A 24361-nucleotide genomic window follows, 5' to 3' on the forward strand; every position below is an offset into this window, starting at 1 on the left:
GGGGCGCCGGGGTGAACGTCGGGCGACGCCGGGGCGCACCTCCGGTGACGTGCTGACATAACTGAAATACCCGGACAACCCTCACCACCGGCGGGCGGTCTGACTCCGTGTCAGACCGCACCGCTGGAAGGGAATTCACGGATGAGGACTCGGGTACGCACCGCCCTGGCGATCGCCGCGGCGCTCGCCGCGGGCGCCGCGCTCGCCGCCCCCGCGACGGCCGCGGGCCGCGCGCACGAACCCCGCTGGGAGATATCGCTCGCCGGCAGCCTGCCGGACGGGGCCTGGCTGCACTCGGTGACGTCCGCGGGCGGCAGCGTCTGGGCCGTCGGCGCCGACAGCCTCTACGAGGGCATGCCGGACGGCGTCGTGCTGCACTGGGACGGCCGGCGCTGGCGGGAGGTCGAGGACCCCGCCCTGCCGCCGGTCTACTACTGGAACAGCGTCGACTCCGCTTCGCCCCGCGACGTATGGGCGTACGGCTGGAACGACGACGACGAATACGTCGTCCGCTACGACGGCCGGAAGTGGCGGCAGGTGCCGCTGCCGGAGCTGCCCGGCGGCGAGCACCACGGCTCCGCGGAGATCGCCGCCGAGCGGGGCCGCGCGTGGGTGGTGGGCTGGAGGTATCTGAGCACGTACGCGCACGGCTCCTGGAAGACGGAGAAGGTGCCGAACGGGCTGGACCTGGCCGACGTCGACGCGCGCTCCCCCCGGAGCGCCTGGGCCGTCGGCGGCTTCGCCCACGTCGGCCAGGAGAGCCGCCCCGTGGTGATGCGCTGGCGGAACGGCCGCTGGACCGAGGCCGAGGCCCCCGGCGACCCGGACCTGCGGCTGACCAGCGTCCACGTGGAGTCCGACCGCAGCGTCTGGGCGACCGGCCGGGTCCCCGCGGCCGACGGCGGGGAATTCGCCGAGCCCAGGGTCCTGCACGGGAACGGCCGCAGGTGGCGGGACGTCACCGGCCCGGTGAACGGGCTCTTCGCCGAGGCCCTCACCGGCGACGGCCGCGGCGGCATCTGGGTGTCGGGCGACCCGTACCGGTGGGAGGGCCCGCCGGTGCTCTGGCACTACGACGGCCGCCGCTGGACCCGCCACGAGGGCGCCACGGTGACGGCGGGCGAGACGCAGTCGTACGAGTTCACCGGCCTGGCGCCGGGCGGGCGGCACGGCGGTCCCTGGGCCGTGGGCAGCTACGAGCGGGTCGAGGGCACGACGTCCTACCAGTCCGAGCTGATCGAGCGGTTCGGCCGCCGCTAGGCGTTAATTCGGTTGCCGTGCCCGGCCGGCCGCTGCTCCACTGGCCGGGCACGGCAGACCCCTGTCCCAGGACCGAGAGGAAACGCGCATGCGCGCAGCGTTCATGTCCACCCAGCAGGCCATCGCCACCTACGCAAGGGACATGACGCTCCGTGCACACGCTGAACCTGGGAATCCTGGCCCATGTCGACGCCGGTAAGACCAGCCTGACCGAGCGGCTGCTGCACGCGGCCGGGGTCGTCGAGGAGGTCGGGAGCGTCGACGACGGCAGCACCCGCACCGACTCGCTCGCGCTGGAGCGGCAGCGCGGCATCACCATCAAGTCGGCCGTCGTCTCCTTCGCGCTCGACGGCATCACCGTCAACCTCATCGACACGCCCGGTCACCCGGACTTCATCGCCGAGGTGGAGCGGGTGCTGCACGTGCTCGACGGCGCGGTGCTCGTGGTCTCCGCCGTGGAGGGCGTGCAGGCGCAGACGCGCGTGCTGATGCGCACGCTGCGGCGGCTCGCGATCCCCACGCTCGTCTTCGTCAACAAGACCGACCGGCGCGGCGCGCGCGACGACGCACTGGTGCGCGACATCGCCGCGAAGCTCACGCCCGGCGCCGTCGCCATGGGCTCCGTCCGCGGACTCGGCACCCGCGCCGCCGCGTTCACCCCGTACGGGCCGGACGACCCGGAGTTCGCCGCCCGGCTGGCCGACGTCCTCGCCGGCCACGACGACGCGCTGCTCGCGGACTACGTCGCCGACGAGGCGGCGGTGACGTACCGCAGGCTGCGCAAGAGCCTCGCGGAGCAGACCGCGGGCGCGCTCGTGCACCCGGTGTACTTCGGCTCCGCCGCCACCGGCGCGGGCGTCGCGGAGCTGACCGCGGGCATCAAGGAGCTGCTGCCCGCTCCGGCCGGGGACCCGGAGGGTCCGGCCGCGGGCACGGTCTTCAAGGTCGAGCGAGGCCCCGGCGGCGAGAAGGTCGCGTACGTGCGGATGCTCGCCGGCACGCTGCGCACCCGCCAGGAACTGGCGTACGGCGACGGCGACCGCGCCCCCGTGACGGAGAAGGTCACCGGAGTCGAGGTCTTCGAGCAGGGCGCGGCGGTGCCCGCGGCCGGAGTCGGGGCCGGCCGCATCGGGCTGGTGCGGGGCCTGGCCGGGGTGCGCATCGGCGACGCGGTCGGCGCAGCGGCCGGCTCAGCCGTGGGCCGGGCCGCGGACGCGCGGCGGCACCACTTCGCGCCGCCGACGCTGGAGACGGTGGTGGTGCCGGACCGGGCCGCCGACCGGGGCACGCTGCACGCGGCGCTCTTCCAACTGGCAGAGCAGGACCCGCTGATCGCGCTGCGCCAGGGGGCCGGTCCTGGCGGTCTGCAGGAGCTGTACGTCTCCCTCTACGGCGAGGTGCAGAAGGAGGTCATCGGGGCCACGCTCGCCGAGGAGTACGGGCTGCCGGTCTCCTTCCGCGAGTCGTCGGTCATCCACGTCGAGCGGCTGGCGGGCAGCGGCTCGGCGTACGAGAAGGGCGACACGGACACCAACCCGTTCCTGGCCACCGTCGGGCTGCGCGTCGACCCCGCGCCGCCCGGCACGGGGGTGGCCTTCGGGCTCGCGGTGGAGCTGGGCTCGATGCCGTACGCGTTCTTCAAGGCCGTCGAGGACACGGTCCGCGCGACGCTGCACCAGGGTCTGTCCGGCTGGGAGATCCCCGACGTCCGGGTGACGATGACGCACTCCGGCTACTGGCCCCGGCAGAGCCACGCCCACCAGGGCTTCAGCAAGGCCATGTCGAGCACCGGCGCCGACTTCCGCGGCATCACGCCGCTGGTGCTGGCGGACGCGCTGAAGCGCGCGGGCACGCAGGTGCACGAGCCCGTGCAGCGGTTCCGGCTGGAGGCGCCGGAGGACGCGGTGCCCGCGCTGTGGCCGGTGTTCGCGGCGCTGGCCGCGGTGGTCGACGGGCAGGAGGTGCGCGGCGGGGTCGCGGTGCTGGAGGGCGAGGTGCCGGCGGCGCGGGTGCACGGTCTCGAACGGCGGCTGCCGGGGCTGACCCGGGGCGAGGGCGTGCTGGAGACGGCCTTCGGCCGCTACCGGGCGGTGCGCGGCCCGGCCCCGGCCCGGCCGCGTACCGACCACAACCCGCTGGACCGCAAGGAGTATCTACTGCACGTGCAGCGGCGGGTGTGAGAGGCGGTACGGGTACGGGGTGGTGGCCACCCGTACCCGTACCGCGGCTTCGTGCCCCGCCGGCGCGGGCGCTTCAGCGCACGAGCGCGGCGAGCGGTTCGCGGCCCAGGATGCGCACCGCCTCCTCGGCGAGCCGGCGGACGTCGCCGCGCGGCTTCTCGGGGTAGCGGTCGCGGCGGCGCGCCCAGGCGTCCTCGTACGCGAACCAGTCGACGGCGGCGGGCTCCTCGCCGGTCGCCAGCGCGGTGTCCAGCGTGGCGAAGTAGGTCTTCCAGCGGCTGTGGTAGAAGTCGCCGAGCAGGCCCTGCCATTCGCGGTTCGCGTAGTCGTGCAGCCCTGCCTCGCTGCCGGCGCGCGGGCCCCAGGTGGTGATCAGCGAGCGCGCGTCGTACTCCAGTTGGTCGCGCTCGGCGCGGTCGGCGCCCCAGGCGCGGGCCTCGGCGAGATGCCGGCCGAGCAGGTGCTGCGCGTCGGTGCCCACCACCCGGTCGAGCAGCCGGATCAACTCAAGCCAGACGGTGGTCAGCTCGCGCAGCCCGCCGCGGTCGCCGGCCTCGTACGCCTCCTTGATCCGCGCCAGCAGCGGGCGGCTGCGGTTGGCGAGCGCCTGTCTGGCGACGTCCATGAGGTCGTAGCGGTACGCGGCGGAGCGGCGCAGTCCGGGGGCGGCGGCGAGGAGTTCGGTGAGCGCGCGGTCGAAGGCGGCGATGTCGTAGCGGTCGGCCTGCGGGCTCCAGGCGGCGGCGCTGCGGACGGTGAGGCCGGGACGGGCGCAGAAGAGGCTGTCGGCGCCCTCGCTCCAGGAGTCGGCGCGCGTGGTGCCGTACGCGGTCTCGCACAGCACCTGCCAGGCGGCGGCCGCGTGCGGGTCCTCGGCGCCGTAGCGGGCGGTGGCGTACTCGCGGAACCAGGCGTCGAGGTCGATCCGGCCGGGGGTCCAGGCGAGTTCGGTGAGCAGGGCCATCGCGGCGGGGTTGTTGTCGGCGCCCTCCGGCATCATGGCGATGCCGGCCAGCGCGCTGCCCGGCTTGTCGCGCCAGGCGGGGTAGAGCGCGGCCCAGTCGGGGGTGTTGGCGCCGAGGGGGGTGTGGCCGCCGAAGTTCCAGATGGCGCCGAAGGCGTAGGGGGTGCCGAGCCAGTCGGCCTCGCGGTCGGTGACGGTGGGGAACCGGTCGGAGAGGCCGTCGAGGATGAGCATGCGGTCGCGGTCGACGGCGTCGAGGATCTCCCGGCGCGGGTTGTGCTGCCAGCCGAGTATCGCCCAGAGGGCGTCGGGGTGGGCGCGCCGGAGCGCGGCCTCCACGGCGCGGGCGGCGTCGCCCACGGGGACGTCTCCGGGGTCGCCGCCCTCGTGCAGCAGGTCCATCTTGTACAGGCCCGCGGGGCCGAGCAGATCGCGCTGGTGGCCGTAGAAGGCGGCGGCGACCTCGGCGAAGCGCGGGTCGCGGGGGTCGAGCCAGCCGGGGCGGTCGAAGCCGACCCAGCCGCCCTGCGGGACGACGTGGGCGCCGGGGTTCTTCTCCGCGAAGCCGTCGGGGACGGTGCCGAAGTAGCCGGGGAGCACGGGCGTCATACCCAGCTCGCGGATGCGCGCGGTGACGCGGGCGCCCAGTTCTGCGCGCAGCCGCAGCAGCCGGGCGGAGACGGGGCCGCCGAAGTACGCCATGTTCTGCAGCAGCCACCAGGGCTGGTGCGCGGGGGCGGGAATCCAGGCGCGCAGCTCTTCGTCGGAGTAGCCGAAGGCGCGGAAGGTCTCGTAGTAGACGGCGTCGGTGCCGACGCAGACCAGCACCTCGTTGACGCCGTGCAGCGCGAGCACGTCGAGGGCTCGCTCCCAGGCGGCGAAGTCGCGGTAGGCGCCGGTGTAGCCCTCGTTGGTGTCGTTGTACGCGAAGCGGTGCGGCACGTGCGCCTCGCCGGTGAGCGGGGCGCCGGGGGCGGGAAGGTGCGCGGGCAGGTCGAGCTGGTCGCCGTTCCAGGAGATGTGCGCGCGGGCCGTGCGCTTGAGGTACGCGCCGGCGCCGGTGAGCAGCGCGCCGGTACCGGTGGCGGCCACCTCGATCCGGCCGGGGGAACCGGTGACGCGGTAGTGGTCGGGGCCGTCGGCGGGGAGCAGGGAGAGCTCGAACTGCCGGTGGTGGCGGGGCAGCAGCCGGGCCAGCGCCCGGCGTGCACCCGCGGTGCCGTCCCCGCCGCCGTCCCCGTCACCCTCGCGGTCGCCGGACGCGCCGTCGCCGCCGCCGCGCGCCGCCGCGGGCGCGGCGAGGCCGAGGGCCGGCAGCAGCACGGCGCCGCCGGCGATCGACGTCCCTGCCAGGAAGTGCCTGCGGTTCACGCTCATCGGTTCCTCCGGGGAAGTCGGTGATCCGGGCCTCAGTGCTGGTGCGCGGGGCGGCGCTGGCCGGCCGCGAAGTACTCGGCGAGCGCGGGGTCCGGCGGCGGTACGTCGTACGCCGCGCCGCCGGTGCGCAGCGACCGGGTCGCGAGCACGCCCGCGGCGACGCTCATCCGGGCGGCCAGCGGCGAGGTGTCGGTGGCGTCGCCGAGGCGGACGAAGCGGCAGAACTCGGCGATGACCCGGTCGTCGGCCCGGCCGTGCGCGCCCTCGCCTGCGGGCACGCGGTGGATGGCGTCCGCGCCGGGGCGGTAGCCCGAGGGGCCGGTGTGCCAGACGCGGACCTCGTCGCCGGGGCGGTCGCCGAAGTTCTCCAGCCGGCCCTCGGTGCCGATGACGGTGTAGCTGCGCCAGTAGTCGGGGCTGAAGTGGCACTGCTGGTAGGCGGCGATGACGCCGTTGTCGAGGCGCATGTTCATCACGGAGACGTCCTCGACGTCCACCACGGGGTTCAGGTCGCGGCGCGCGGCGGGCGGCCAGGTGTCGTCCCGGTGCCGGCCGGCGGGACGCGGGGTGCCCGGCGGACGGCGGGGCAGGTCGCCGTAGAGCATGAGGGCCCCGAGGGCGTGCACGCGGCTGGTGTAGCCGCCGGCGAGCCAGTGCACGACGTCGATGTCGTGGGCCGCCTTCTGCACCAGCAGCCCGGTGGTGCGGCGGCGGTCGGCGTGCCAGTCCTTGAAGTAGTAGTCGCCGCCGTACGCGACGAAGTGCCGCACCCACACGGTGCGCGGCACGCCGATGTCGCCGCGCGCGACGATGTCGCGCATCAGCCGGACGACGCCCGTGTGCCGCATGGTGTCCCCGACGTACAGCGGCGTGCCCGTCTCGTACGCGGTGCGCAGGATCGCGTCGCACTGCTCGACCGTGATGCCGAGGGGCTTCTCGACGAAGACCGGCTTGCCCGCTTCGAGCGCGGCGCGGGCGACGGTCGCGTGGGTGTCGTCGGGGGTGGTGACGACGATCGCGTCCACGCCGTCGGCGTCCGCGGCGTCGAGCAGCCCGCGGTGGTCGGCGTACGCGACGGCGCCGGGGAAGCGTGCGCCGACGCCCGCGCGTACCACCGGGTCGGTGTCGGCGACGGCGGCCACGACGGAGCCCACCCCCGGCCGGTGGGCGGCGTCGGCGAGGTTGCCGCGCAGCCCGAGGCCGACGACCCCCAGCCGCAGGTCCGTCACGATGCTCCCGCGCCCGCTCATGCCCGCACCACGGACATCCCCTGCTCCTCGAACTCGCGCGCCCTGTCCGCCGCCCGGTCGTCCGTGACAAGCACGTCGATGTCCGCCGGCGGGCAGATCCGGGCGAAGGTGCGCACGCCGAGCTTGGTGGAGTCGGCGACCACCACGAGCTTCGCAGCCTGCGCGGCGAGCAGCGCGTTGATGCTCGCCTCGTGCTCGTCGCGGGCACTGGCGCCGTGCTCGGCGTCGACGGCGTCGGCGCCGACGAACGCGATGTCGAGGCGGATCTCGCGCAGGATGTGCCCGGCGAGCGGGCCGACCAGCTCGTACGAGGACGGCATGGCGACGCCGCCGGAGACGACGACCTTCACACTGCGCCGCACGGCCAGCTCGGCGGCGATGTTGAGCGCGTTGGTGACGACGGTCACGGCGGGCTGGCCGTCGCCGCGGGCGCCGTCGCCGCGGGCGCCGTCGCCCTCGCCGTCGCCCCAGTCGGCGCGGGCGGCGAGCGCGCGGGCCACCGCGGCGGTGGTGGTGCCGCCGTTGAGGCCGACGACCATGCCGCGCTCGACCATGGCGGCCGCGGCCCGGCCGATGCGCTCCTTCTCGGCGGCGTCCCGCCCGGCGCGGTGGCGCAGCGGCAGGTCGTACGCCACGTCATTCGGCACCGCACCGCCGCGGGTGCGGACCAGCAACTGCTGCTCGGCCAACTGATCCAGATCGCGCCTGATGGTGGCCGCGGACACGGCCACCTCGACGGCCGCGGCCTCCACGTCGAGCCGGCCGCGCTCGGCCAGCAGCCGCAGCAGCGCACCGTGCCGTTCGTGCTGGTTCAACCCGAATCCTCCCACCTAAGATGCTTGAAGATGCTTGGAATTCTGCCTTAGCATGCACGATTGAACAATGGTTCTCACACAGGGCGGGCGATGAAGATGACGTACGTAGCCGCTGAGCTGGCCGATCAGCCCGCGTGCTGGCGCCGGGCGACGGAGCTGGCGGAGGTGCACGGGCCGCTGCTGCCGCAGCCCGGCGAGCGGGTCGCCGCCGTCGGCTGCGGCACCTCCTACTTCATGGCGCAGACCTACGCCGCGCTCCGCGAGGAGGCGGGCCAGGGCGAGACGGACGCCTTCCCCGCCTCGGGCTTCCCGGCGGGCCGGCGCTACGACCGGGTGCTGGCACTGACCCGCTCCGGCACCACCACGGAGGTGCTGCGGCTGCTGGGCACGCTGGGCGGCTCGGTGCGCACCACCGCGATCGTCGCCGACGGCGCCACGCCGGTGGCCGAGGCCGCGGACGACACGGTGGTGCTGGACTTCGCCGACGAGCGCTCCGTGGTGCAGACCCGCTTCGCCACCACCGCACTGACCCTGCTCCGCGCCCACCTCGGGGTGCAGCCGGCCACGGCGGTGGAGGACGCGGAGCTGGCGCTCGTCGAGCCGCTGCCGCGGGGGCTGCTGGCCGCCCGGCAGTTCACCTTCCTCGGCGCCGGCTGGACCGTGGGCCTGGCGAACGAGGCGGCGCTGAAGATGCGCGAGGCGGCGCTGGCGTGGACGGAGTCGTACCCGGCGATGGAGTACCGGCACGGCCCCATCAGCATCACCACCTCGGGCACCGCGACCTGGATGATCGGCGACGCCCCCGCGGGTCTGGAGGATGAGGTGCACGCCACCGGCGCGCTCTGGGTCACCGGCGGGCTCGACCCGCTGGCCGAGCTGGTCCGGGCGCAGCGGCTGGCGGTGGCGCTGGCCGGCGCCCGCGGCCTGGACCCGGACGAGCCGCGCCACCTGACCCGTTCGGTGATCCTCAGCCCGGCGGGCTGAGGATCACCCGGGACGGGTGGGTCAGAACGGGCCCTGGAGGGCGCCGAGCCGGTCGGTCAGCCGCAGGTTCTCGGTGTAGTCGACGGGGCAGGAGATGACGTCCACACCGTCGTGGGCGAGGGCGTCGCGCAGCGTGGGCAGCAGTTCGTCCGCGGACTTCACCGCGTGCCCGCGGGCGCCGAAGCTCTCCGCGTACGTCACCAGGTCCGGGTTGGCGAAGCGGGTGTGGGAGTGGCGCCCCATCTCCAGCTCCATCTTCCAGGTGATCAGCCCGTACTCGTCGTCGACGAGGACGAGCACCGTCATCGGGATGTTTTCGCGGACGGCGGTCTCCAGCTCCTGGGAGTTCATCAGGAACGCACCGTCGCCGGTCATCGCCAGCACCTGCGCGTCGGGCCGGGCGAGCTTGGCGCCGATGGCGCCGGGCACGGCGAAGCCCATGGTGGACAGGCCGTTGGAGATCAGGCAGGTGTTCGGCTCGTACGTGGGGAAGAGCCGGGCCATCCACATCTTGCCGGCGCCGGTGTCGACCAGCACCACGTCCTCGCGGCCCAGCGCCTCGCGGACATCGGATACGACGCGCTGCGGGGCGAGGGGGAAGGACGAGTTGCGGCGGCCGTGGGCCAGTTCCTCGGCGAGCAGGCCGCGGATGAGCCGGCCGTCGCCGTGGAAGGTGCGGCCGACGGCCTCCCCGAGGCCGTCGAGCGAGGACGACGGGTCGCCGAGCACGCCGACCGCGACCGGGTAGTGGGAGTCGACCTCGGCCGGGAACTGGTGCAGGTGCAGGATCTGCTTGTCGCCCTGCGGGTTGATCTTGACCGGGTCGAACTCCTGCAGCTCGTACCCGACGCAGATGAGGACGTCGGCGTTGTCGAAGCCGAAGTTGGTGTAGTCGTGCCGCATGAAGCCGACGGCGCCCAGCGCGTTGGGGTGGTCGTCGGGGAAGACGCCCTTGCCGTTGAAGGTCGTCGCCACCGGGATGTCGAGCCGCTCGGAGAAGCGGATAAGGGCGTCCTTGGCGCCGGCCCGGGTCGCGCCGTGGCCGGCCAGCAGGATGGGGCGCGAGGCGCCCGCCAGCACCTCGGCGGCGCGCTCCAGTTGCGCCGGGGACGGGGCCTCGGGGCGCGGCCTGTTGATGGGAAGGGGGTTCAGCGGCGGGTCGGGGACGACACCCTCTATGTCCTCGGGCAGGGCGAGGAAGACCGCGCCGGGCCGCTCGCTCTGCGCGGTCTTGAACGCCTGGCGCACCATCTCCGGCACCGCGCCCGGGGCCCGTACCTGCTGGGACCAGTCGGTGACCGGGGCGAACATCGCGGGCAGGTCGATGACCTGGTGCGACTCCTTGTGCACCCGGTCGAGACCGCCCTGCGCGGCGAGCGCGACCACCGGGGTGCTGTTGGTGTGCGCGTCGGCGACGCCGAGCAGCAGGTTGATGGCCCCGGGGCCGAGGGTCGCGGAGCACACCCCCGCGCGGCCGGTGATACGGCCGTACATCTCCGCCATGAACGACGCACCCTGCTCGTGGCGCACCAGGACGTAGTCGATGGACGGTGAGGCGTTGACGGCGTCGACGAAGCGGATGTTCTCCTCGCCCGGCACGCCGAAGACGTGCGTCACGCCCTCCGCCTCCAGGCAGCGCACCAGAAGGTGCGCCACGTCTTCGGGGGTGTCTGCAGTGCTCATGCCCCGAGCGTAACCTGCGGGGCACACGCGAAAGGCTCCGCCGGAATTCGGTCGGAGCCTGGGAATGCTATGCTGGGGAATTCTCTGCGCACATTCAGAAATCGTGAACTAGCGCTGGGAGAAAGTGCGATGCGGGCATTCTATCCGTGCAGGAGTTGAATTGTCAAACGAGGTGTCGGACGAGGTGCAGAACGAGGAAATGCGACGGGAGCAGGAATTCCTTGACCTGCTCCGGCAGCGCCTCACCGAGCTGCGCGACGGCGCGGCGGCGGGGGTGCAGGCGGCCCTGGGCCGGGACGGGGGCAACACCCTCCAGGCCAGACTGGAACGCGACGTGCTGGTGGCGGAACAGTCCGGGCTGCTGGCCGCGTTCAACGCCGGCGAGCACGGCCTGTGCTTCGGCCGGCTGAGCTTCCGCGACGGCCGCGACCACCACATCGGCCGCATCGGCATGCGCGCGGACGACGAGGAGCGCACGCCGCTCGTCGTCGACTGGCGGGCCGAGGTGGCCCGCCCCTTCTATCTCGCCACCGGTCACACCCCTATGGGCCTGCGCCGGCGGCGGCACATCTCCACCGAGGGCGGCCCCGGTGGCCGGCGGGTCACGGGCCTGCACGACGAGATCCTCGACCTCACCGACACCGAGCGCACCGGTCTGGAGGGCGCCGACGCCGACGCGGTGCTCCTCGCCGCGCTCGACGCCGCCCGCACCGGCCGGATGCACGACATCGTGCAGACCATCCAGGCCGACCAGGACCGCATCATCCGCGCCCCGCACCGCGGCGTCCTCGTGGTCGAGGGCGGGCCCGGCACCGGCAAGACCGCCGTGGCCCTGCACCGCGCCGCCTATCTGCTCTACGCCCACCGCGAGCAGCTCGCCCGCCGCGCGGTGCTCATCGTCGGCCCCGGCCCCGCCTTCCTCGGCTACATCTCCGAGGTGCTGCCCGCCCTCGGCGAGACCGGCGTGCTGCTGGCCACCCCCGGCGAGCTGTTCCCCGGCGTCGACGCCACCGGCACCGACACTCCCGCGGCGGCGGCGGTCAAGGGCGGCACGGCGATGGCCGGCGCGCTCGCCGCGTACCTCGAAGACCGCCAGCGGCTGCCGGAGTCGACCGTCGTCATCCCGCACGAGGACGGCGAGCTGCACCTCGACCACTGGCTGGCCAACGCCGCCCGCCGGCGTGCCCGGGACACCGAGCTGCCGCACAACGCGGCCCAGCCGCACTTCGCGTTCAACGTCATCGACGGGCTGACCCGGCAGCTCACCGACCGCCTCGGCGAGGACCCGTTCGGCGAGGAGAACCTGCTGGGCCCCGACGACATCGCCCAGCTCGGCAAGGCGGTCGCCGCGAACGAGGAGGTGCACGCGGCCATCGCGGAGCTGTGGCCGCTGCTGACGCCCCAGGAGCTGGTCGCGGACTTCCTCGCGGAGCCCGTGCACCTGCCGGAGGCGGACGGGGAGTTGATCCGCCGCGCCGGCGGACGCTGGACGCCTGCGGACGTGCCGCTGCTGGACGAGGCGGCGGAGCTGCTGGGGGACGACGGCCCGGCGCAGGCGGCGGCGCGGGCGCGCGCGGAGGCGGAGCGGCAGGAGCGGATCGCGTACGCGCAGGGGGTGCTGGAGATGTCGTACGGCTCGCGCACCCAGGAGTTCGAGGACCGCGACGACGACGAGGCCGAGGTGCTGGCCGCGCACGACCTCATCGACGCGGAGCGGCTGGCCGAGCGCCAGGAGGAGGCCGACCACCGGACCGCGGCGGAGCGGGCGGCGGCGGACCGGACCTGGGCCTTCGGCCACATCATCGTCGACGAGGCGCAGGAGTTGTCGCCGATGGCGTGGCGGCTGCTGATGCGGCGCTGCCCGACCCGGTCGATGACGCTGGTCGGCGACCCGGCGCAGACGGCGGAGCCGGGGGCGTGCGGGGCGTGGGAGGCGATCCTCGGCCCGTATGTGGACAAGCGCTTCGAGCACATCACGCTGGGCGTCAACTACCGTACGCCGGCGGAGATCATGGCGGTCGCGGCCGAGGTCGCGCGGGCGGAGGACCCCGGGTACACGCCGCCGCGCTCGGTGCGCGCCACGGGTATACGCCCCTGGGCGGAGCGCGCCGGGGAGTCGCCCGGCGCCGTGCCCGCGGCGGTCACGGCGGCCGTGGCCCGCGAGTCGGGCGGTGCGGGGCGGCTGGCGGTGATCGCGCCGCGGGAACTGCTGCCGGCGCTGGCGGTGGCGCTGCCCGGCGCCGCCTCGGGCGCGGCGCCGGACCTGACGCGGCCGGTGGTGCTGCTCGGGCCGCGGCAGGCGAAGGGGCTGGAGTTCGACACGGTGATCGTGGCGGAGCCGGCGCTCTTCGGGGGCAGCGACCTGTACGTGGCCCTGACCCGGGCGACGCAGCGCCTCGGCGTCGTGTATGCGGACGCGCTGCCGCCGGCACTCGGCGGTCTCGTGTAGCGCGGGAAAGTCGGCACGCCGCACCGGACCGGGAGGAGCCCGGTGCGGCGCGCCCGCCCGGCCGGCGGCCGGGCTGTCAGGGGGCTCTCACCCGCCGTCCGGCGCCGCGGCGGGTGCGCCCGGGTCGCGGTGCGGGTCGAACTCGGCGTGCATCCTGCGGGTGTGGTCCACGTACCGCGGCGGGCCGGTCAGCGTCACCTCCGCGGTGAGCCGCGGCGCCGCGCTCGATGCGGAGAGCCGCAGCTCCAGCGCGCCCGGCTCCACCACGCGGCGCCCGTCGCGGCCGGTGAACGACACCACGTCGGCCGGTACGACGGCCCGTACCCGGCGCTCCTCCCCCGCGCGCAGCGCCACCCGGGCGTAGCCGACGAGGCGCTGCACGGGCTGCACGACGGAGGCCACGGGGTCGTGCAGATAGAGCTGGACGACCTCGGTGCCGTCCCGCCCGCCGGTGTTGCGGAGGGTGAAGGACAGCGCGAACTCGCCGTCGGTGGCGCACTCGTAGGCCGCCACCTCCAGGCCGGACCAGGCGAAGGTCGTGTACGACAGCCCGTGGCCGAAGGCGAACGCCGCGGTCGGGTCGACGTTGGACACCTCGTTCGCCTGGCCGAGACGGGGCGCGAGGTACGTCGTCGGCTGCGCCCCCGGGCCGCGCGGCACGCTGACGGGCAGCCGGCCCGACGGGTTCGTCCGCCCGCCGAGCACGCCGGCCACGGCCGTCGTGCCCTCCTCGCCCGGGAAGAACGACTGCACGATCGCGGCCGCCTCGCCCGCCGCCCGCCCGAGCGCGTACGGCCGCCCGGCCAGCAGCACGGGCACCACCGGGGTCCCGCTGTCCAGCAGGGCGTCGAGCAGGTCCTGCTGGACGCCGGGCAGCGCCACCGACTCGGCGTCGCAGCCCTCGCCGCTGGTGCCGCGGCCGAAGAGCCCGGCGCGGTCGCCGAGCGCCGCGATCACGACGTCGGCCGCGCGGGCGGCCCGTAGCGCCGCGGCGAAACCGCCCTTCTCCGGGCCGTCGACGGAGCAGCCGGCGGCGACGGTGACGGTGGCGTCCGGGAACTCCCGGCGCAGCGCCTCGTGGAGCGTGGGCAGCCCGATCCCGACCGGGGTCGCGGGGTGCTTGACGCCGACGTGGACGGGGAACGAGTAGCAGCCGAGGACGGCGTGCGGCTCCTCGGCGTTGGGGCCGACGAGGGCGATACGGCGCGGGCGGTCCAGCGGCAGGGTGCCGTCGTTGGCGAGGAGGACCACGGCCCGCTCGGCGACCTCGCGGGCCAGCTCCCGGTTGCCGGCGGAGTCCAGGTCGACGGTGCCGCGCACCGCGTCCGGCGCCGCGCCCGCGTCCGCCAGCGCCTCCGGCACCGGCGACCAGCCGGCGTCCAGCAGCCCCAGCCGGACCTTCTGCGTCAGCACCCGGCGCAGCGCCCGGTCGACCAGGGCCTCGTCGACCCGCCCGTCCGCGATCGCCGCGAGCAGCGGCGGCCCGAAGGTCTTGACCGTCGGCAGCTCCACGTCCACCCCGGCGGCGAGCGCGGCGCCGGCGGCGCCGGCCCAGTCGCCGGCCACGCCGTGCAGCGTACGGAGGAACGAGATGCCGAAGTAGTCGGCCACGACGGTGCCTTCGAAGCCCCAGGTGTCCCGCAGCAGCCCGGTCAGCAGCGACGCGTCGGCCGCGGAGGGCACGCCGTCGGTGTCGGTGTACGAGCTCATCACAGAACCCACGCCGCTCTCCCGCAGCGCCATCTCGAACGGCGGCAGCAGCACGTCCGCGCGCTCGCGCTCGCCCACGGCGACCGGCGCGAGGTTGCGGCCGGCGCGGGAGGCGGAGTAGCCGACGAAGTGCTTGAGGGTGGCGAGGACGCCGGCGGACTGCAGGCCCTGGATGTACGCGGTGGCCACCGTGCCGACGAGGTAAGGGTCCTCGCCGATGGTCTCCTCCACCCGGCCCCAGCGCACGTCGCGTACGACGTCCAGGACCGGCGCGAGCCCCTGGTGGACGCCCACGGCCCGCATGTCCCGGCCGATGGCCGCGGCCATCCGCCGCACCAGCGCCGGGTCGAACGTCGCGCCCCACGACAGCGGCACGGGGTACGCGGTCGCGCCCCAGGTCGCGAAGCCGGCCAGGCACTCCTCGTGGGCGAGGGCCGGGATGCCGAAGCGCCCGGCGGCCACCACCCGCTCCTGGGTGCGCTGCAGCGACAGCGCGCCGAGCGCGGGGTCGACGGGCGCGGTGCCGAACGGCCGCGTCAACTGGCCGAGCCCGGCCGGCAGCAGCGCGCCGAGGTCGGCTGCCTCCTCCATCTCGTGCTGGTACGGCGCCACTTCGCCGCCTTCGGCGGAGGCGCCGACCCAGACCCCGAAGAGCTGGGCGACCTTCTCCTCCACGCTCATGGCGGCGATGAGCGCCGACACGCGGGTGCCGGTGTCGTGTGCGGGGTCGTTCCACACGGGGGTGGCCGTGTCCGGGGCGTCTGCCCGGGGTGTCTCTACTGCCACGTTCGCGGTCACTTTCCTCCGACGCCCATGAGGCCCTGGACCAGGGCACGCCGGGCGAACAGGTAGACGAGCAGGACGGGAATCATCGACAGGACCACGGCGGCCAGCAGCCCGGGCGCGTCGATGCCGCGCTCGGTCTTGAAGTTGTAGAGGCCGAGCGTGATGACCTTGGTGCTCTCGGACTGGGTCAGGACGAGCGGGAAGAGGAAGCCGTTCCACGCCTGGAGGGCGGAGAAGACCACGACGGTGGAGAGACCTCCCCGGGAGAGCGGGAGGACCAGTTGGAAGAAGACCCGCCGCGGGGTGGCGCCGTCCATGGCCATGGCCTCGAACAGCTCGCGGGAGATGTCCCGCATGGTGCCGCTGAGGATCAGCGCGGAGACCGGCAGGCAGAACGCGGCCGTGGGCAGGATGACGCCGATGAGGTTGTCGTAGAGCCCGGCCTCGCTGATGAGGTAGAACATCGGGACGATCACGGCCTGGAGCGGGATCGCCAGGCCGAGCAGGAAGAGCCGGAAGACGCCGGTGGTGACCGGGCCGCGGTTGCGCACGATGGCGTACGACAGCGGCGGCACCAGCAGGAGCACGATGCCGACGACGCAGACGGTGACGAGCAGGGTGTTGAGGAAGTACCGGCCGAAGCCGGTGTCGAAGGCGCCGGTGTAGTTGTCGAAGGTGATGTCGCCGGGGAAGGCCAGCGGGCCGTCCTGGGCGAAGTCCGACCTGGTCTTCAGGGTCGCCGAGATCATCACGTACAGCGGCAGGCCGACGAGGAAGAGCCAGACCAGCGAGCCGGCGCCGGCGAGGAAGTTGGGGCGTCGCCTCATCACAGGCCCTCCGTGGTGCTGCGCATCTTGTCGTAGCCGGACAGCCGCACCATGATCAGCGAGATGAGCGTCGCCGCCAGCACCAGGACGAGCGCGATGGCCGCGCCGGCGCCGTAGTCGAAGCTCCGGAAGGCCCGTTCGTACATGTAGTACGCGCTGATGGTGGTGTCGGTCCCCGGGCCGCCCTGGGTGAGGATCAGGACGGTCTCGAACGTGGTGAGCCCGCCGACGACCATGAGGATCATCGATGTGATCATCGCGTTGCGCAGTTGCGGCAGCGTGATGTGGAAGAACTGCCGGTAGCGCCCGGCGCCGTCGATCTCCGCCGCCTGGTACAGCACGGGCGGAACGGCCCGGGCCGCGCCCTGGTAGATCAGCGTGTGGAACGGGGTGAACTGCCAGGTGCTGACGAAGGCCAGGACGCCGATCGCCGACGCCTGCTCGCCGAAGAGGTTGCCGTCGCCGAAGAGCCAGGTGGCCTCGGCGGGCACGCCGAAGTTCGGGTCGAGCATGGCGCCCCAGACGACGGCCACCGCGGTGGCGGACAGCAGCAGCGGGAGGAAGTAGACGGCCGAGAGCACGGCGCGGTTCTTCTGGTGCCCGGCCGCCCAGACGCCGAGCACGATGCTCAGCGGGGTCTGGATCGCCACGCCGAGACCGGTGAGCAGCAGGCTCAGCCAGATGCTCTTGATCATCACCGGGTCGTCCAGGACCCGCCGCCAGTTGTCCAGCCCGGTGAACTCCGGGTCGCCGATGCCGTCCCAGCTCATGAACGACAGCACGGCGACCATGATCAGCGGTACGACGGCGAAGGCGGCGAAGAACAGCGTGGCGGGGGCCGCCCAGAGGAAGCCGGGGCGGCCCACGTCGGCCACGTTGGCGGTCCGCGTCCGGCGCCGCCGCCGCTCGGCGGGCGGGGCGGCGGGGCGGACGCGCGTCATCTGTGTGGTCATGGGTCGTCAGGAGGTCGGCAGGGCCTGCATGGCCGAGACGAAGCCGTCCTCGTCGAGCTGTCCGTTGAAGAACTGCTGGACGGCCTTGTGCATGTCGGTGGCGGCTGCCTGCGGATACGCCTGGTCCCAGGAGAGCTGGAAGTGCGGCGCCTTCTCCACCAGGTCGTACTGGTACTCCGAATACCCGGGGCTGGCCGCCTGGTCGAGGAAGTCCGGGGTGTTGGTCGTGGTCGGCAGGTTGCCGATGGACAACTGGTCCTTCACGAACGTGTCGGAGTACATGAGCTTGAGGAACTCCGCGATGGCCCCGGGGTGTTCGGCCTTCTTCATCACCGAGTAGTAGTTGTTGGTGTTGCCGGCGAGGTTCGCCGGGTCGCCCTTGCCGCCGTCGACGGCCGGGAAGGCGCTGTAGCCGAGGTCCTCGGCGGCGAACGCCTCGTCCAGGCTCTGCTGGGTGGAGTAGTACCAGGAGCCCATCAGCTCGAAGCCGGCCTTGCCGGAGGCGACGAGCTGCGGCGAGCCGTTGTTGGTGAACTTCACCGAGTCGTACGTGTCCCCGAACGCGCCCGCGTCGACGAGTTCGCGGATCATGCCGAGCGCCCGCCGGCTGTCGTCGCTCGCCCACGCCTCCTTGTCGCCGTCCAGCGCCTGCTGGAACAGCCCGGGCCCCGCGATGCGGTCGTAGAGGTACTGGAACCACATCTGAGTGGGCCACATGTCGCCGCCGCCGAGCGCGATCGGGGTGACGCCCGCGTCCTTCAGCCCCGCCACCGCGGCCAGCAGGTCGTCCCAGGTCTCGGGCGGCTCCACGCCGGCGTCGGCCAGCACCTTCTTGTTGTGGAAGAGCAGCACCGGCTGCGTGCCGCGCATCGGGACGCCGTACGCCTTGCCGTCCACCACCGAGGCGTCGAAGACCGAGGGCAGGAAGTTGTCCTTCAGGCCCGGGTCCTTCTTGATGAAGTCGTCCAGCGGGAGCAGGAGATCGGCGTCGACGAACGGCCTGATGCTGCCCCCGCCCCAGTGGAAGAAGACGTCGGGGGCCTGCGGGGTGCTGATGATCGTCTGCAGCTTCTGCTGGTAGTCGGCGCCCGGGATGGTGTCCAGGCGGGCCTTGACCTCGGACGTCTTGTTGAACTCCTCGACCAGCTTCTTCTCCACCTTGTTGGTGGCGTCGCCGTAGACGAGCACGGTGAACTCGTTCTCGCCGGAGCCCGATCCGCCGTCGTCGCCGCAGGCCGCCAGGGTCAGCGCGAGCCCCAGCGCGCAGCCGCCGGCGACTATGCGGGGCAGCCGCCTTCGAGTCTTCATACGTATGCCTCTCGAAAATTTCGTCCCGATCACCGAAAGTCGATGTAGGGCTGGACAGTAGGCGAGCGACCGCGGACGGTCAACGGGCCCGCGGCCGCGCGACCAAACCGTTACCGCTGACCGTGCCTTATCCTTCGAACCATGCGTGAAGACGACGACGTGGACGGCCGTGTGACCCTGGCCGAGGTGGCGACTCAGGCCGGGGTGTCCCTCTCGACGGTTTCGAAAGTTCTCAACGGACGGTCCGATGTCTCTCGGCCCACGCGCACGAAAGTCGAGCAACTGCTGGAGACCCACGGCTACCGCCGCCGGGCCCAGGCCGCCCCGCAGGCGCCGCTCATCGAGCTGGTCTTCCACGAGCTGGAGAGCGTCTGGGCGATGGAGCTGATCCGCGGCGTGGAGAACGTCGCCAAGCAGAACCACGCGAGCGTCGTCCTCACCGAGAGCGGTACGCGGCACGCGCCGGACCCCGACTGGATCGAGGGCGTCCTGCGGCGCCGCCCGCTGGGCGTGGTGCTGGTCTTCTCCACGCTGCCGGACCGGGTGAAGAAGCAACTGCGCTCGCGCGCCATCCCGTTCGTCATCGTCGACCCGGCGGGCGACCCCGAGCCCGACGTGCCCTCCGTCGGCTCCGCCAACTGGTCCGGCGGCATGGCCGCCACCCGCCACCTCATCGAGCGCGGCCACCGGCGGATCGCCATCATCACCGGCCCCGAGGACATGATGTGCTCCCTCGCCCGGCTCGACGGCTACCGGTCGGCGATGGCCATGGCCGGCCTCGACGTCGACCCGGCGCAGGTCCGCTTCGGCGACTTCCACGTCCAGGGCGGCTTCGACCACGCCATGGAGCTGCTCGACGGGCCCGGCCGGCCCACCGCCGTGTTCGCCGGCAGCGACCTCCAGGCGCTCGGGGTGCTGGAGGCGGCCCGGCTGAAGGGGCTGAGCGTGCCGGACGAGCTGTCCGTCGTCGGCTACGACGACGTGCCCCTGGCCCAGTGGTCCAGCCCCGCGCTCACCACCGTCCACCAGCCGCTGCGGCAGATGGCGGAGGAGGCGGCGCAGATGCTGCTGCGCCCGCGCGAGCCCGGCAAGGGGGCGCTGCGCATGGAGCTGGCCACCCGGCTGGTGGTACGGCAGAGCACGGCGCCGCCCGCGGAGCCGCCGGCCGGCCCGTAGGAGCCCGGCCTCCACCGCGTACGGCACCGCCGTCCGGCTCCCCGGCACCCGCCCGGTGGGGCGGACGGCGGCCGGAACTCCCCTCCTCCGGGGCGAGGTTGCGGTATTCAACGGGAACGGCGCGCGGGTTATCCTCCTGCGCACCAGGGGCATGCCCCCGACCGTGCGAGCGCACGCACCGTTCCCCCACACCCTCAACCCCACCCCAGGAGGGTCACCATGAGAGTGCGTACCATCTCGGCGATCGCCGCCGGGTTCTGCCTCGCCGTCTCCGGCGTCGCCCTGTCCGCGGCCAGCGCGGACCCGCCCGCGAAGGCCGGGCAGGCGGCGGTCGAGCTGACCCCCGTGGCCGAGGCGAAGAACCCGAGCGCCGGCACCGCGGGCCCCGGCGACTCGGTCTGGATCGCCGAACGCGCCGGCACCGTCCGCGTCCTCACCGACTCCGGCCTCGGCGAGCCCGTGCTGGACATCTCGGACGACACGACGACGGACGGCGAGCGCGGCCTGCTCGGCATCGCCTTCGACCCGGAGTTCGCGCACTTCTACGTCTCCTTCACGGACCGGGAGGGCACCAGCACCGTCGACGAGTTCGCCGTCGCCGACGGCGAACCCGACCCGGGCTCGCGGCGCACCGTCCTCACCCAGGAGCAGCCCTACTCCAACCACAACGGCGGCCAGATCGCCTTCGGCCCCGACGGGATGCTGTACATCGCCCTCGGCGACGGCGGCGCCGGCGGCGACCCGCACGACTACGGCCAGAACCTGAACACCCTGCTCGGCAAGCTGCTGCGGATCGACCCGGGCGGCGGCGACCCGTACGCGATCCCCGAGGACAACCCCTTCGTGGACGACGCGGACGCACGGGACGAGATCTGGGCGTACGGGCTGCGCAACCCCTGGCGGTTCTCCTTCGACGCCGAGACCGGCGATCTGTGGATCGGCGACGTCGGGCAGAACCGGGTCGAGGAGATCGACTACGCCCCGGCCGGCAGCCCCGGCGGCGAGAACTACGGCTGGGGCCGGATGGAGGGCTCGGAGGTCTTCGACGGCGAGGAGCCGGCGAACCACGTGCCCCCGGTGCACGAGTACGGCCGCGACGGGCTCGGCTGCTCGGTCACCGGCGGCTTCGTCTACCGCGGCGAGGCGATCCCGGACCTGGCGGGCCAGTACCTGTTCAGCGACTACTGCGACGGCACCGTCCGCGCGCTCGAAGTCGAGAACGGCGAGGTCACCGGCGAGAGCGACCTCGGCGTCAGCGGCGGCGAGGTGATCTCCTTCGTCCAGGGCGGCGACGGGGAGCTGTACGTGCTGGACCTCGGCGGGCCGATCCAGCGGCTGGACCCGGCCGCGTAGCAGCGGCGACCCCGCGGGCCGCCGCAGCGCGGCCCGCGGGCACCGGTGGCCGCACGCCCCATTCCGGTCGCGGGCGCGGGACGTTACCGTGCGGTAGATGAAGCGACCGGGGCTCAGTGACCTGACGGGACGGCGGATCTTCGTCACCGGGGCGGCGGGCGGCATCGGCCGCGCCACCGCCGCGCTGGCCGCGGACCGCGGCGCGGAGCTGTTCCTCACCGACCTGGACGGGGACCGCCTCGACGCCACCGCCGTGCGGATACGCGCCCGGGGCGGGACCGTGCGCTACGCGGGCGCCGCCGACATCGCCGACCTCGACGCCGTACGGGCCGTGGCCGACGACGTGCACACCGCGGCGGACGGGCCGATGGACGTGGTGATGAACATCGCCGGGATCTCGGCGTGGGGCACGGTGGAACATCTGGAGCACCGGCACTGGCGCGCCATGGTCGAGGTCAATCTGATGGGCCCGGTGCACGTCATCGAGGCGTTCGTGCCGCCGATGATCGCGGGCGGCCGCGGCGGGCACCTGGTCAACGTCTCCTCCGCGGCGGGCCTGCTCGGCCTGCCGTGGCACGCGGCGTACAGCGCGGGCAAGTTCGGGCTGCGCGGCGTCTCCGAGGTGCTCCGCTTCGACCTGCGCCGGCACGGCATCGGCGTCAGCCTGGTCTGCCCGGGCGCGGTGGACACGCCGCTGACCGAGACCGTGGAGATCGTCGGCGTGGACAAGGAGAGCAAGGCGTTCAAGCGGCTCCAGGCGGGTTTCCGCAGGCAGGCGGAGTCGCCGGAGGCGGTCGCCGGGATGATCCTCAAGGGCGTGGCACGCAACCGCTACCTGGTGCACACCTCCGGGCGGGTACGGGCCGCGCACGGGCTGCAGCGCGCGGCGCCGCCGCTGTACGCGCTGGCGATGCGGGCGATGAACTCCGCCACCCACCGGCTGCTGCGCCGCGCGGTCCTCGCCCCGCCCGAACCGACGGCGCCCGTAAGCGACGCGGTGCCGCGGAAGGACGGGGGCGCGCGGTGAGCGCGCCGCGCATCGCCCCCGGCGGGCGCCGCGACGTCGGCGCGGCCACCTGGCTGCTCAGCCGTGCGGCGGGCCGCGTCGCCGGCACCCGGCCGCCCGCGCTCTTCCTCGTCCTCGGCCGGCACCGCCGGCTGTTCCGCGGCTGGCTGCGGTTCGCCGGCCGGCTGATGCCCCGCGGCACGCTGCCGCGCCGGGAGACGGAGCTGGTGATCCTGCGGGTGGCGCATCTGTGCGGCTGCGCGTACGAGTTCGAGCACCACCGCAGGCTCGGCCGCCGGGCCGGGCTGACCCCCGCCGACGTCGCCAGGGTCGAGGCAGGACCCGGGGCGGACGGGTGGACGGAGCGGGAGGGCGCGCTGCTCGCCGCCGTCGACGCGCTGCACCACGACCGGGACCTGGACGACGCCCTCTGGCGGCGGCTGCGCACCCACCTGGACGAGCAGGGGACCATCGAACTGCTGCTGCTCGCCGGGCACTACGAGATGCTCGCCACGACCATCGCCGCGCTGCGGCTGGCGCCGGACCGGGCCCGCTAGCGGGCCGGCCGCAATCCTCCCGTACCCCCGGCAGGGGGTCGGCATTCAGCCGTTCCACAGTTTTCCTACCAATTTTCTAGGAAAACCATTGACGCAGGCCAGCGCGGTACGCAGGATGGTGGGCATGTCCTCGACGCGGGCGCTTCTCTTCCGCCGCAGGCACGTCGACTTCTGTCACGTGGCCAGCGCGGTCTGCCGTCACGGCTAGCCGCCGGACGACTTCCTCCGTACCCCTGCCCCGCCCGCGCCGCGGCCGTCGCCGTCCGCGCGCCGGTGGGCCGGCTCCCCCTGCCCTCCGTCCTCGGGAGACCCATGTCCTCCTCGCCGTCCCGCCGCGCCTTCGGCGGACTGCTGGGCTCCGCCGCGACCGCGGCCGCCCTCGGCACCGCCGCCTCGCCCGCCGCCGCCCAGAACTCGGAAACCCCCTTCCGCGCCGCCGCCGACCGCACGGCGCGGCGGCCCAACATCCTCTTCGTCCTCGCCGACGACCTCGGCTGGGCCGACCTCTCCAGCTACGGCTCGCCGCACATCCGCACCCCGCACCTGGACCGGCTCGCCCGCCAGGGCGTGCGGTTCACCCAGGCGTACTCGGGCTCCGCGACCTGCTCCCCGACCCGCTTCTCGCTCTACACGGGCCGGCACCCCGGCCGTACGGAAGGCGGGCTCGCCGAGCCGATCGCCGACAGGTCGGCGGGCCTGGAGCCCGGGCACCCGACGCTGGCGTCGCTGCTGCGCGACGCGGGGTACGCCACGGCGCTCATCGGCAAGTGGCACTGCGGCTACCTGCCGGACTACAGCCCCACGCGCTCCGGCTGGGACAGCTTCTTCGGCAACTTCGGCGGCGCCCTGGAGTACTACTCCAAGCTCGGCTCCGGCGGCGAGTACGACCTGTACGAGGGCGAGGTCGAGTACCGCGACCTGCGCTACTACACCAGGGTGCTCACCGAGCGCGCGGTCCGGCACCTGCGCACCCGCGACCGGCAGCCCTGGCTGCTCAACCTCAACTTCACGACCCCGCACTGGCCCTGGATCGCCGACGGCGACGAGGCGGAGAGCGCCGAGATCGTCCGCCGCATCAAGGCCGGCGACCGCCGCGCCCTGTGGCACGCGGACGGCGGCTCGCTGGAGAAGTACCGCGAGATGGTCGAGGACCTCGACCGCTCCGTCGGCCAGGTGCTCGCCGCGCTGCGCGCGAGCGGCCAGGAGCGGGACACCCTGGTCGTCTTCGCCAGCGACAACGGCGGCGAGCGCTGGTCCCACCAGTGGCCGCTGTCCGGCGAGAAGGCGTCGCTGCAGGAGGGCGGGATACGCATACCGCAGATCGCCCGCTGGCCCGCGCGCCTCGACGGCGGCCAGGTCAGCCACGTACCCCTGTACTCCCCCGACTGGACCGCCACGCTGCTGGAGCTGGGCGGCGCCCGCCCGGCCGCCTCCCACCCGCTGGACGGCCGCAGCCTCGCCGGCTACCTGCTGCGCGGCGAGGACCCGCCGGAGCGGGACCTGTTCTGGCGGGTGCGCGGCGAGCGGGCGCTGCGCCGCGGCGACTGGAAGTACCACCGCGGCAAGGACGGCGCGGACCGCCTCTTCGACCTCGCCCACGACCCGCGCGAGCGGGCCGACAAGGCGTCCGTACGACCCGAGTTGCTGGCCCGGCTGCGCACCGCGTGGGAGAGGACCGACGCCGGTCTGCTGCCGTACCCCGCGCCGGCCGCCGGCTGACCGC

General features: G+C 73.9%; 17 protein-coding genes. 9 read left to right on the top strand and 8 right to left on the bottom strand.

Annotated elements, in window-relative coordinates; genetic code table 11:
- The first annotated feature begins 141 nt into the window (after nt 1-141).
- Both CXR04_RS02525 and CXR04_RS02530 read left to right on the top strand, forming a co-directional pair.
- Nucleotides 142-1260: a hypothetical protein gene (locus tag CXR04_RS02525; protein WP_101420268.1), complete on the top strand. Its 1119-nt coding sequence runs from the start codon at nt 142-144 to the stop codon at nt 1258-1260.
- Between the two features lie 152 nt (nt 1261-1412).
- Complete coding sequence (locus tag CXR04_RS02530; RefSeq protein WP_101420269.1) at nt 1413-3440, top strand: GTP-binding protein; 2028 nt, start codon at nt 1413-1415, stop codon at nt 3438-3440.
- A gap of 73 nt (nt 3441-3513) precedes the next feature.
- Here the strand turns inward: CXR04_RS02530 and CXR04_RS02535 are convergent, their stop codons facing one another.
- Genes CXR04_RS02535 through CXR04_RS02545 form a run of 3 tightly spaced genes read right to left on the bottom strand, consistent with a single transcriptional unit; the run spans nt 3514 to nt 7846 of the window.
- The gene (locus tag CXR04_RS02535) at nt 3514-5781 is read right to left on the bottom strand and encodes an alpha-N-acetylglucosaminidase (protein WP_101420270.1); all 2268 of its coding nucleotides are present in this window, start codon (nt 5779-5781) and stop codon (nt 3514-3516) included.
- Between the two features lie 32 nt (nt 5782-5813).
- Nucleotides 5814-7031 carry a Gfo/Idh/MocA family protein gene (locus CXR04_RS02540; RefSeq protein ID WP_101420271.1) on the bottom strand — a complete coding sequence of 406 codons (1218 nt, stop codon included), beginning with the start codon at nt 7029-7031 and terminating at the stop codon, nt 5814-5816.
- The gene (locus CXR04_RS02545; protein WP_101420272.1) at nt 7028-7846 is read right to left on the bottom strand and encodes a DeoR/GlpR family DNA-binding transcription regulator; all 819 of its coding nucleotides are present in this window, start codon (nt 7844-7846) and stop codon (nt 7028-7030) included. Before CXR04_RS02545 ends, CXR04_RS02540 begins: the two co-directional genes overlap by 4 nt.
- A gap of 96 nt (nt 7847-7942) precedes the next feature.
- On the opposite strand from CXR04_RS02545, the gene CXR04_RS02550 reads away from it, so the two are divergent.
- The gene (locus CXR04_RS02550; protein ID WP_101426153.1) at nt 7943-8830 is read left to right on the top strand and encodes an SIS domain-containing protein; all 888 of its coding nucleotides are present in this window, start codon (nt 7943-7945) and stop codon (nt 8828-8830) included.
- A gap of 21 nt (nt 8831-8851) precedes the next feature.
- Here CXR04_RS02550 and CXR04_RS02555 read toward each other — a convergent pair whose 3' ends face one another.
- Nucleotides 8852-10513 (bottom strand): acetolactate synthase large subunit, encoded by a 1662-nt coding sequence (locus CXR04_RS02555; protein WP_199850380.1) that lies wholly within the window; start codon nt 10511-10513, stop codon nt 8852-8854.
- A 199-nt stretch (nt 10514-10712) separates the two neighbouring features.
- Between CXR04_RS02555 and CXR04_RS02560 the strand changes: the two genes are divergently transcribed.
- Nucleotides 10713-12962 carry a HelD family protein gene (locus CXR04_RS02560; RefSeq protein WP_101426154.1) on the top strand — a complete coding sequence of 750 codons (2250 nt, stop codon included), beginning with the start codon at nt 10713-10715 and terminating at the stop codon, nt 12960-12962.
- Nucleotides 12963-13049: 87 nt separating this feature from the next.
- Here CXR04_RS02560 and CXR04_RS02565 read toward each other — a convergent pair whose 3' ends face one another.
- The 4 genes from CXR04_RS02565 to CXR04_RS02580 are packed head-to-tail and all read right to left on the bottom strand — an operon-like array spanning nt 13050 to nt 18546.
- Nucleotides 13050-15470, bottom strand: coding sequence for a beta-glucosidase (locus CXR04_RS02565; RefSeq protein ID WP_101420274.1), 2421 nt, complete (start codon nt 15468-15470; stop codon nt 13050-13052).
- Complete coding sequence (locus CXR04_RS02570) at nt 15467-16285, bottom strand: carbohydrate ABC transporter permease (RefSeq protein ID WP_101420275.1); 819 nt, start codon at nt 16283-16285, stop codon at nt 15467-15469. Before CXR04_RS02570 ends, CXR04_RS02565 begins: the two co-directional genes overlap by 4 nt.
- Complete coding sequence (locus CXR04_RS02575; protein ID WP_101420276.1) at nt 16285-17238, bottom strand: carbohydrate ABC transporter permease; 954 nt, start codon at nt 17236-17238, stop codon at nt 16285-16287. The genes CXR04_RS02570 and CXR04_RS02575 overlap by 1 nt, the downstream gene beginning before the upstream one ends.
- A gap of 6 nt (nt 17239-17244) precedes the next feature.
- On the bottom strand, nt 17245-18546 hold the full coding sequence (locus CXR04_RS02580; protein WP_101420277.1) for an extracellular solute-binding protein: 1302 nt from the start codon (nt 18544-18546) through the stop codon (nt 17245-17247).
- A gap of 141 nt (nt 18547-18687) precedes the next feature.
- Between CXR04_RS02580 and CXR04_RS02585 the strand changes: the two genes are divergently transcribed.
- The 5 genes from CXR04_RS02585 (at nt 18688) to CXR04_RS02605 (ending at nt 24357) form a co-directional block, all read left to right on the top strand.
- A complete protein-coding gene (locus tag CXR04_RS02585; RefSeq protein ID WP_101420278.1) occupies nt 18688-19722 on the top strand; it encodes a LacI family DNA-binding transcriptional regulator in 1035 nt (344 codons plus the stop codon).
- A gap of 219 nt (nt 19723-19941) precedes the next feature.
- Nucleotides 19942-21075, top strand: coding sequence for a PQQ-dependent sugar dehydrogenase (locus tag CXR04_RS02590; protein ID WP_199850381.1), 1134 nt, complete (start codon nt 19942-19944; stop codon nt 21073-21075).
- Nucleotides 21076-21172: 97 nt separating this feature from the next.
- Nucleotides 21173-22102, top strand: coding sequence for an SDR family oxidoreductase (locus tag CXR04_RS02595; protein ID WP_101420280.1), 930 nt, complete (start codon nt 21173-21175; stop codon nt 22100-22102).
- Nucleotides 22099-22638: a carboxymuconolactone decarboxylase family protein gene (locus CXR04_RS02600; RefSeq protein ID WP_101420281.1), complete on the top strand. Its 540-nt coding sequence runs from the start codon at nt 22099-22101 to the stop codon at nt 22636-22638. The genes CXR04_RS02595 and CXR04_RS02600 overlap by 4 nt, the downstream gene beginning before the upstream one ends.
- A gap of 312 nt (nt 22639-22950) precedes the next feature.
- Entirely contained in the window at nt 22951-24357 is a 1407-nt protein-coding gene (locus CXR04_RS02605; protein WP_101420282.1) for a sulfatase family protein, read from the top strand.
- Nucleotides 24358-24361 lie beyond the last annotated feature (4 nt).

The sequence above is a fragment of the Streptomyces sp. CMB-StM0423 genome, assembly GCF_002847285.1.
Classification (GTDB): Bacteria; Actinomycetota; Actinomycetes; order Streptomycetales; family Streptomycetaceae; genus Streptomyces.

What these genes read in the sequence shown, in the direction of transcription:
- CXR04_RS02525 (WP_101420268.1), top strand. Translation starts at nt 142, where the DNA reads ATGAGGACTCGGGTACGCACCGCCCTGGCGATCGCCGCGGCGCTCGCC.
- CXR04_RS02535 (WP_101420270.1), bottom strand. Translation starts at nt 5,781, where the DNA reads ATGAGCGTGAACCGCAGGCACTTCCTGGCAGGGACGTCGATCGCCGGC.
- CXR04_RS02540 (WP_101420271.1), bottom strand. Translation starts at nt 7,031, where the DNA reads ATGAGCGGGCGCGGGAGCATCGTGACGGACCTGCGGCTGGGGGTCGTC.
- CXR04_RS02550 (WP_101426153.1), top strand. Translation starts at nt 7,943, where the DNA reads ATGACGTACGTAGCCGCTGAGCTGGCCGATCAGCCCGCGTGCTGGCGC.
- CXR04_RS02555 (WP_199850380.1), bottom strand. Translation starts at nt 10,513, where the DNA reads ATGAGCACTGCAGACACCCCCGAAGACGTGGCGCACCTTCTGGTGCGC.
- CXR04_RS02560 (WP_101426154.1), top strand. Translation starts at nt 10,713, where the DNA reads ATGCGACGGGAGCAGGAATTCCTTGACCTGCTCCGGCAGCGCCTCACC.
- CXR04_RS02570 (WP_101420275.1), bottom strand. Translation starts at nt 16,285, where the DNA reads ATGAGGCGACGCCCCAACTTCCTCGCCGGCGCCGGCTCGCTGGTCTGG.
- CXR04_RS02575 (WP_101420276.1), bottom strand. Translation starts at nt 17,238, where the DNA reads ATGACCACACAGATGACGCGCGTCCGCCCCGCCGCCCCGCCCGCCGAG.
- CXR04_RS02580 (WP_101420277.1), bottom strand. Translation starts at nt 18,546, where the DNA reads ATGAAGACTCGAAGGCGGCTGCCCCGCATAGTCGCCGGCGGCTGCGCG.
- CXR04_RS02585 (WP_101420278.1), top strand. Translation starts at nt 18,688, where the DNA reads ATGCGTGAAGACGACGACGTGGACGGCCGTGTGACCCTGGCCGAGGTG.
- CXR04_RS02590 (WP_199850381.1), top strand. Translation starts at nt 19,942, where the DNA reads ATGAGAGTGCGTACCATCTCGGCGATCGCCGCCGGGTTCTGCCTCGCC.
- CXR04_RS02595 (WP_101420280.1), top strand. Translation starts at nt 21,173, where the DNA reads ATGAAGCGACCGGGGCTCAGTGACCTGACGGGACGGCGGATCTTCGTC.
- CXR04_RS02605 (WP_101420282.1), top strand. Translation starts at nt 22,951, where the DNA reads ATGTCCTCCTCGCCGTCCCGCCGCGCCTTCGGCGGACTGCTGGGCTCC.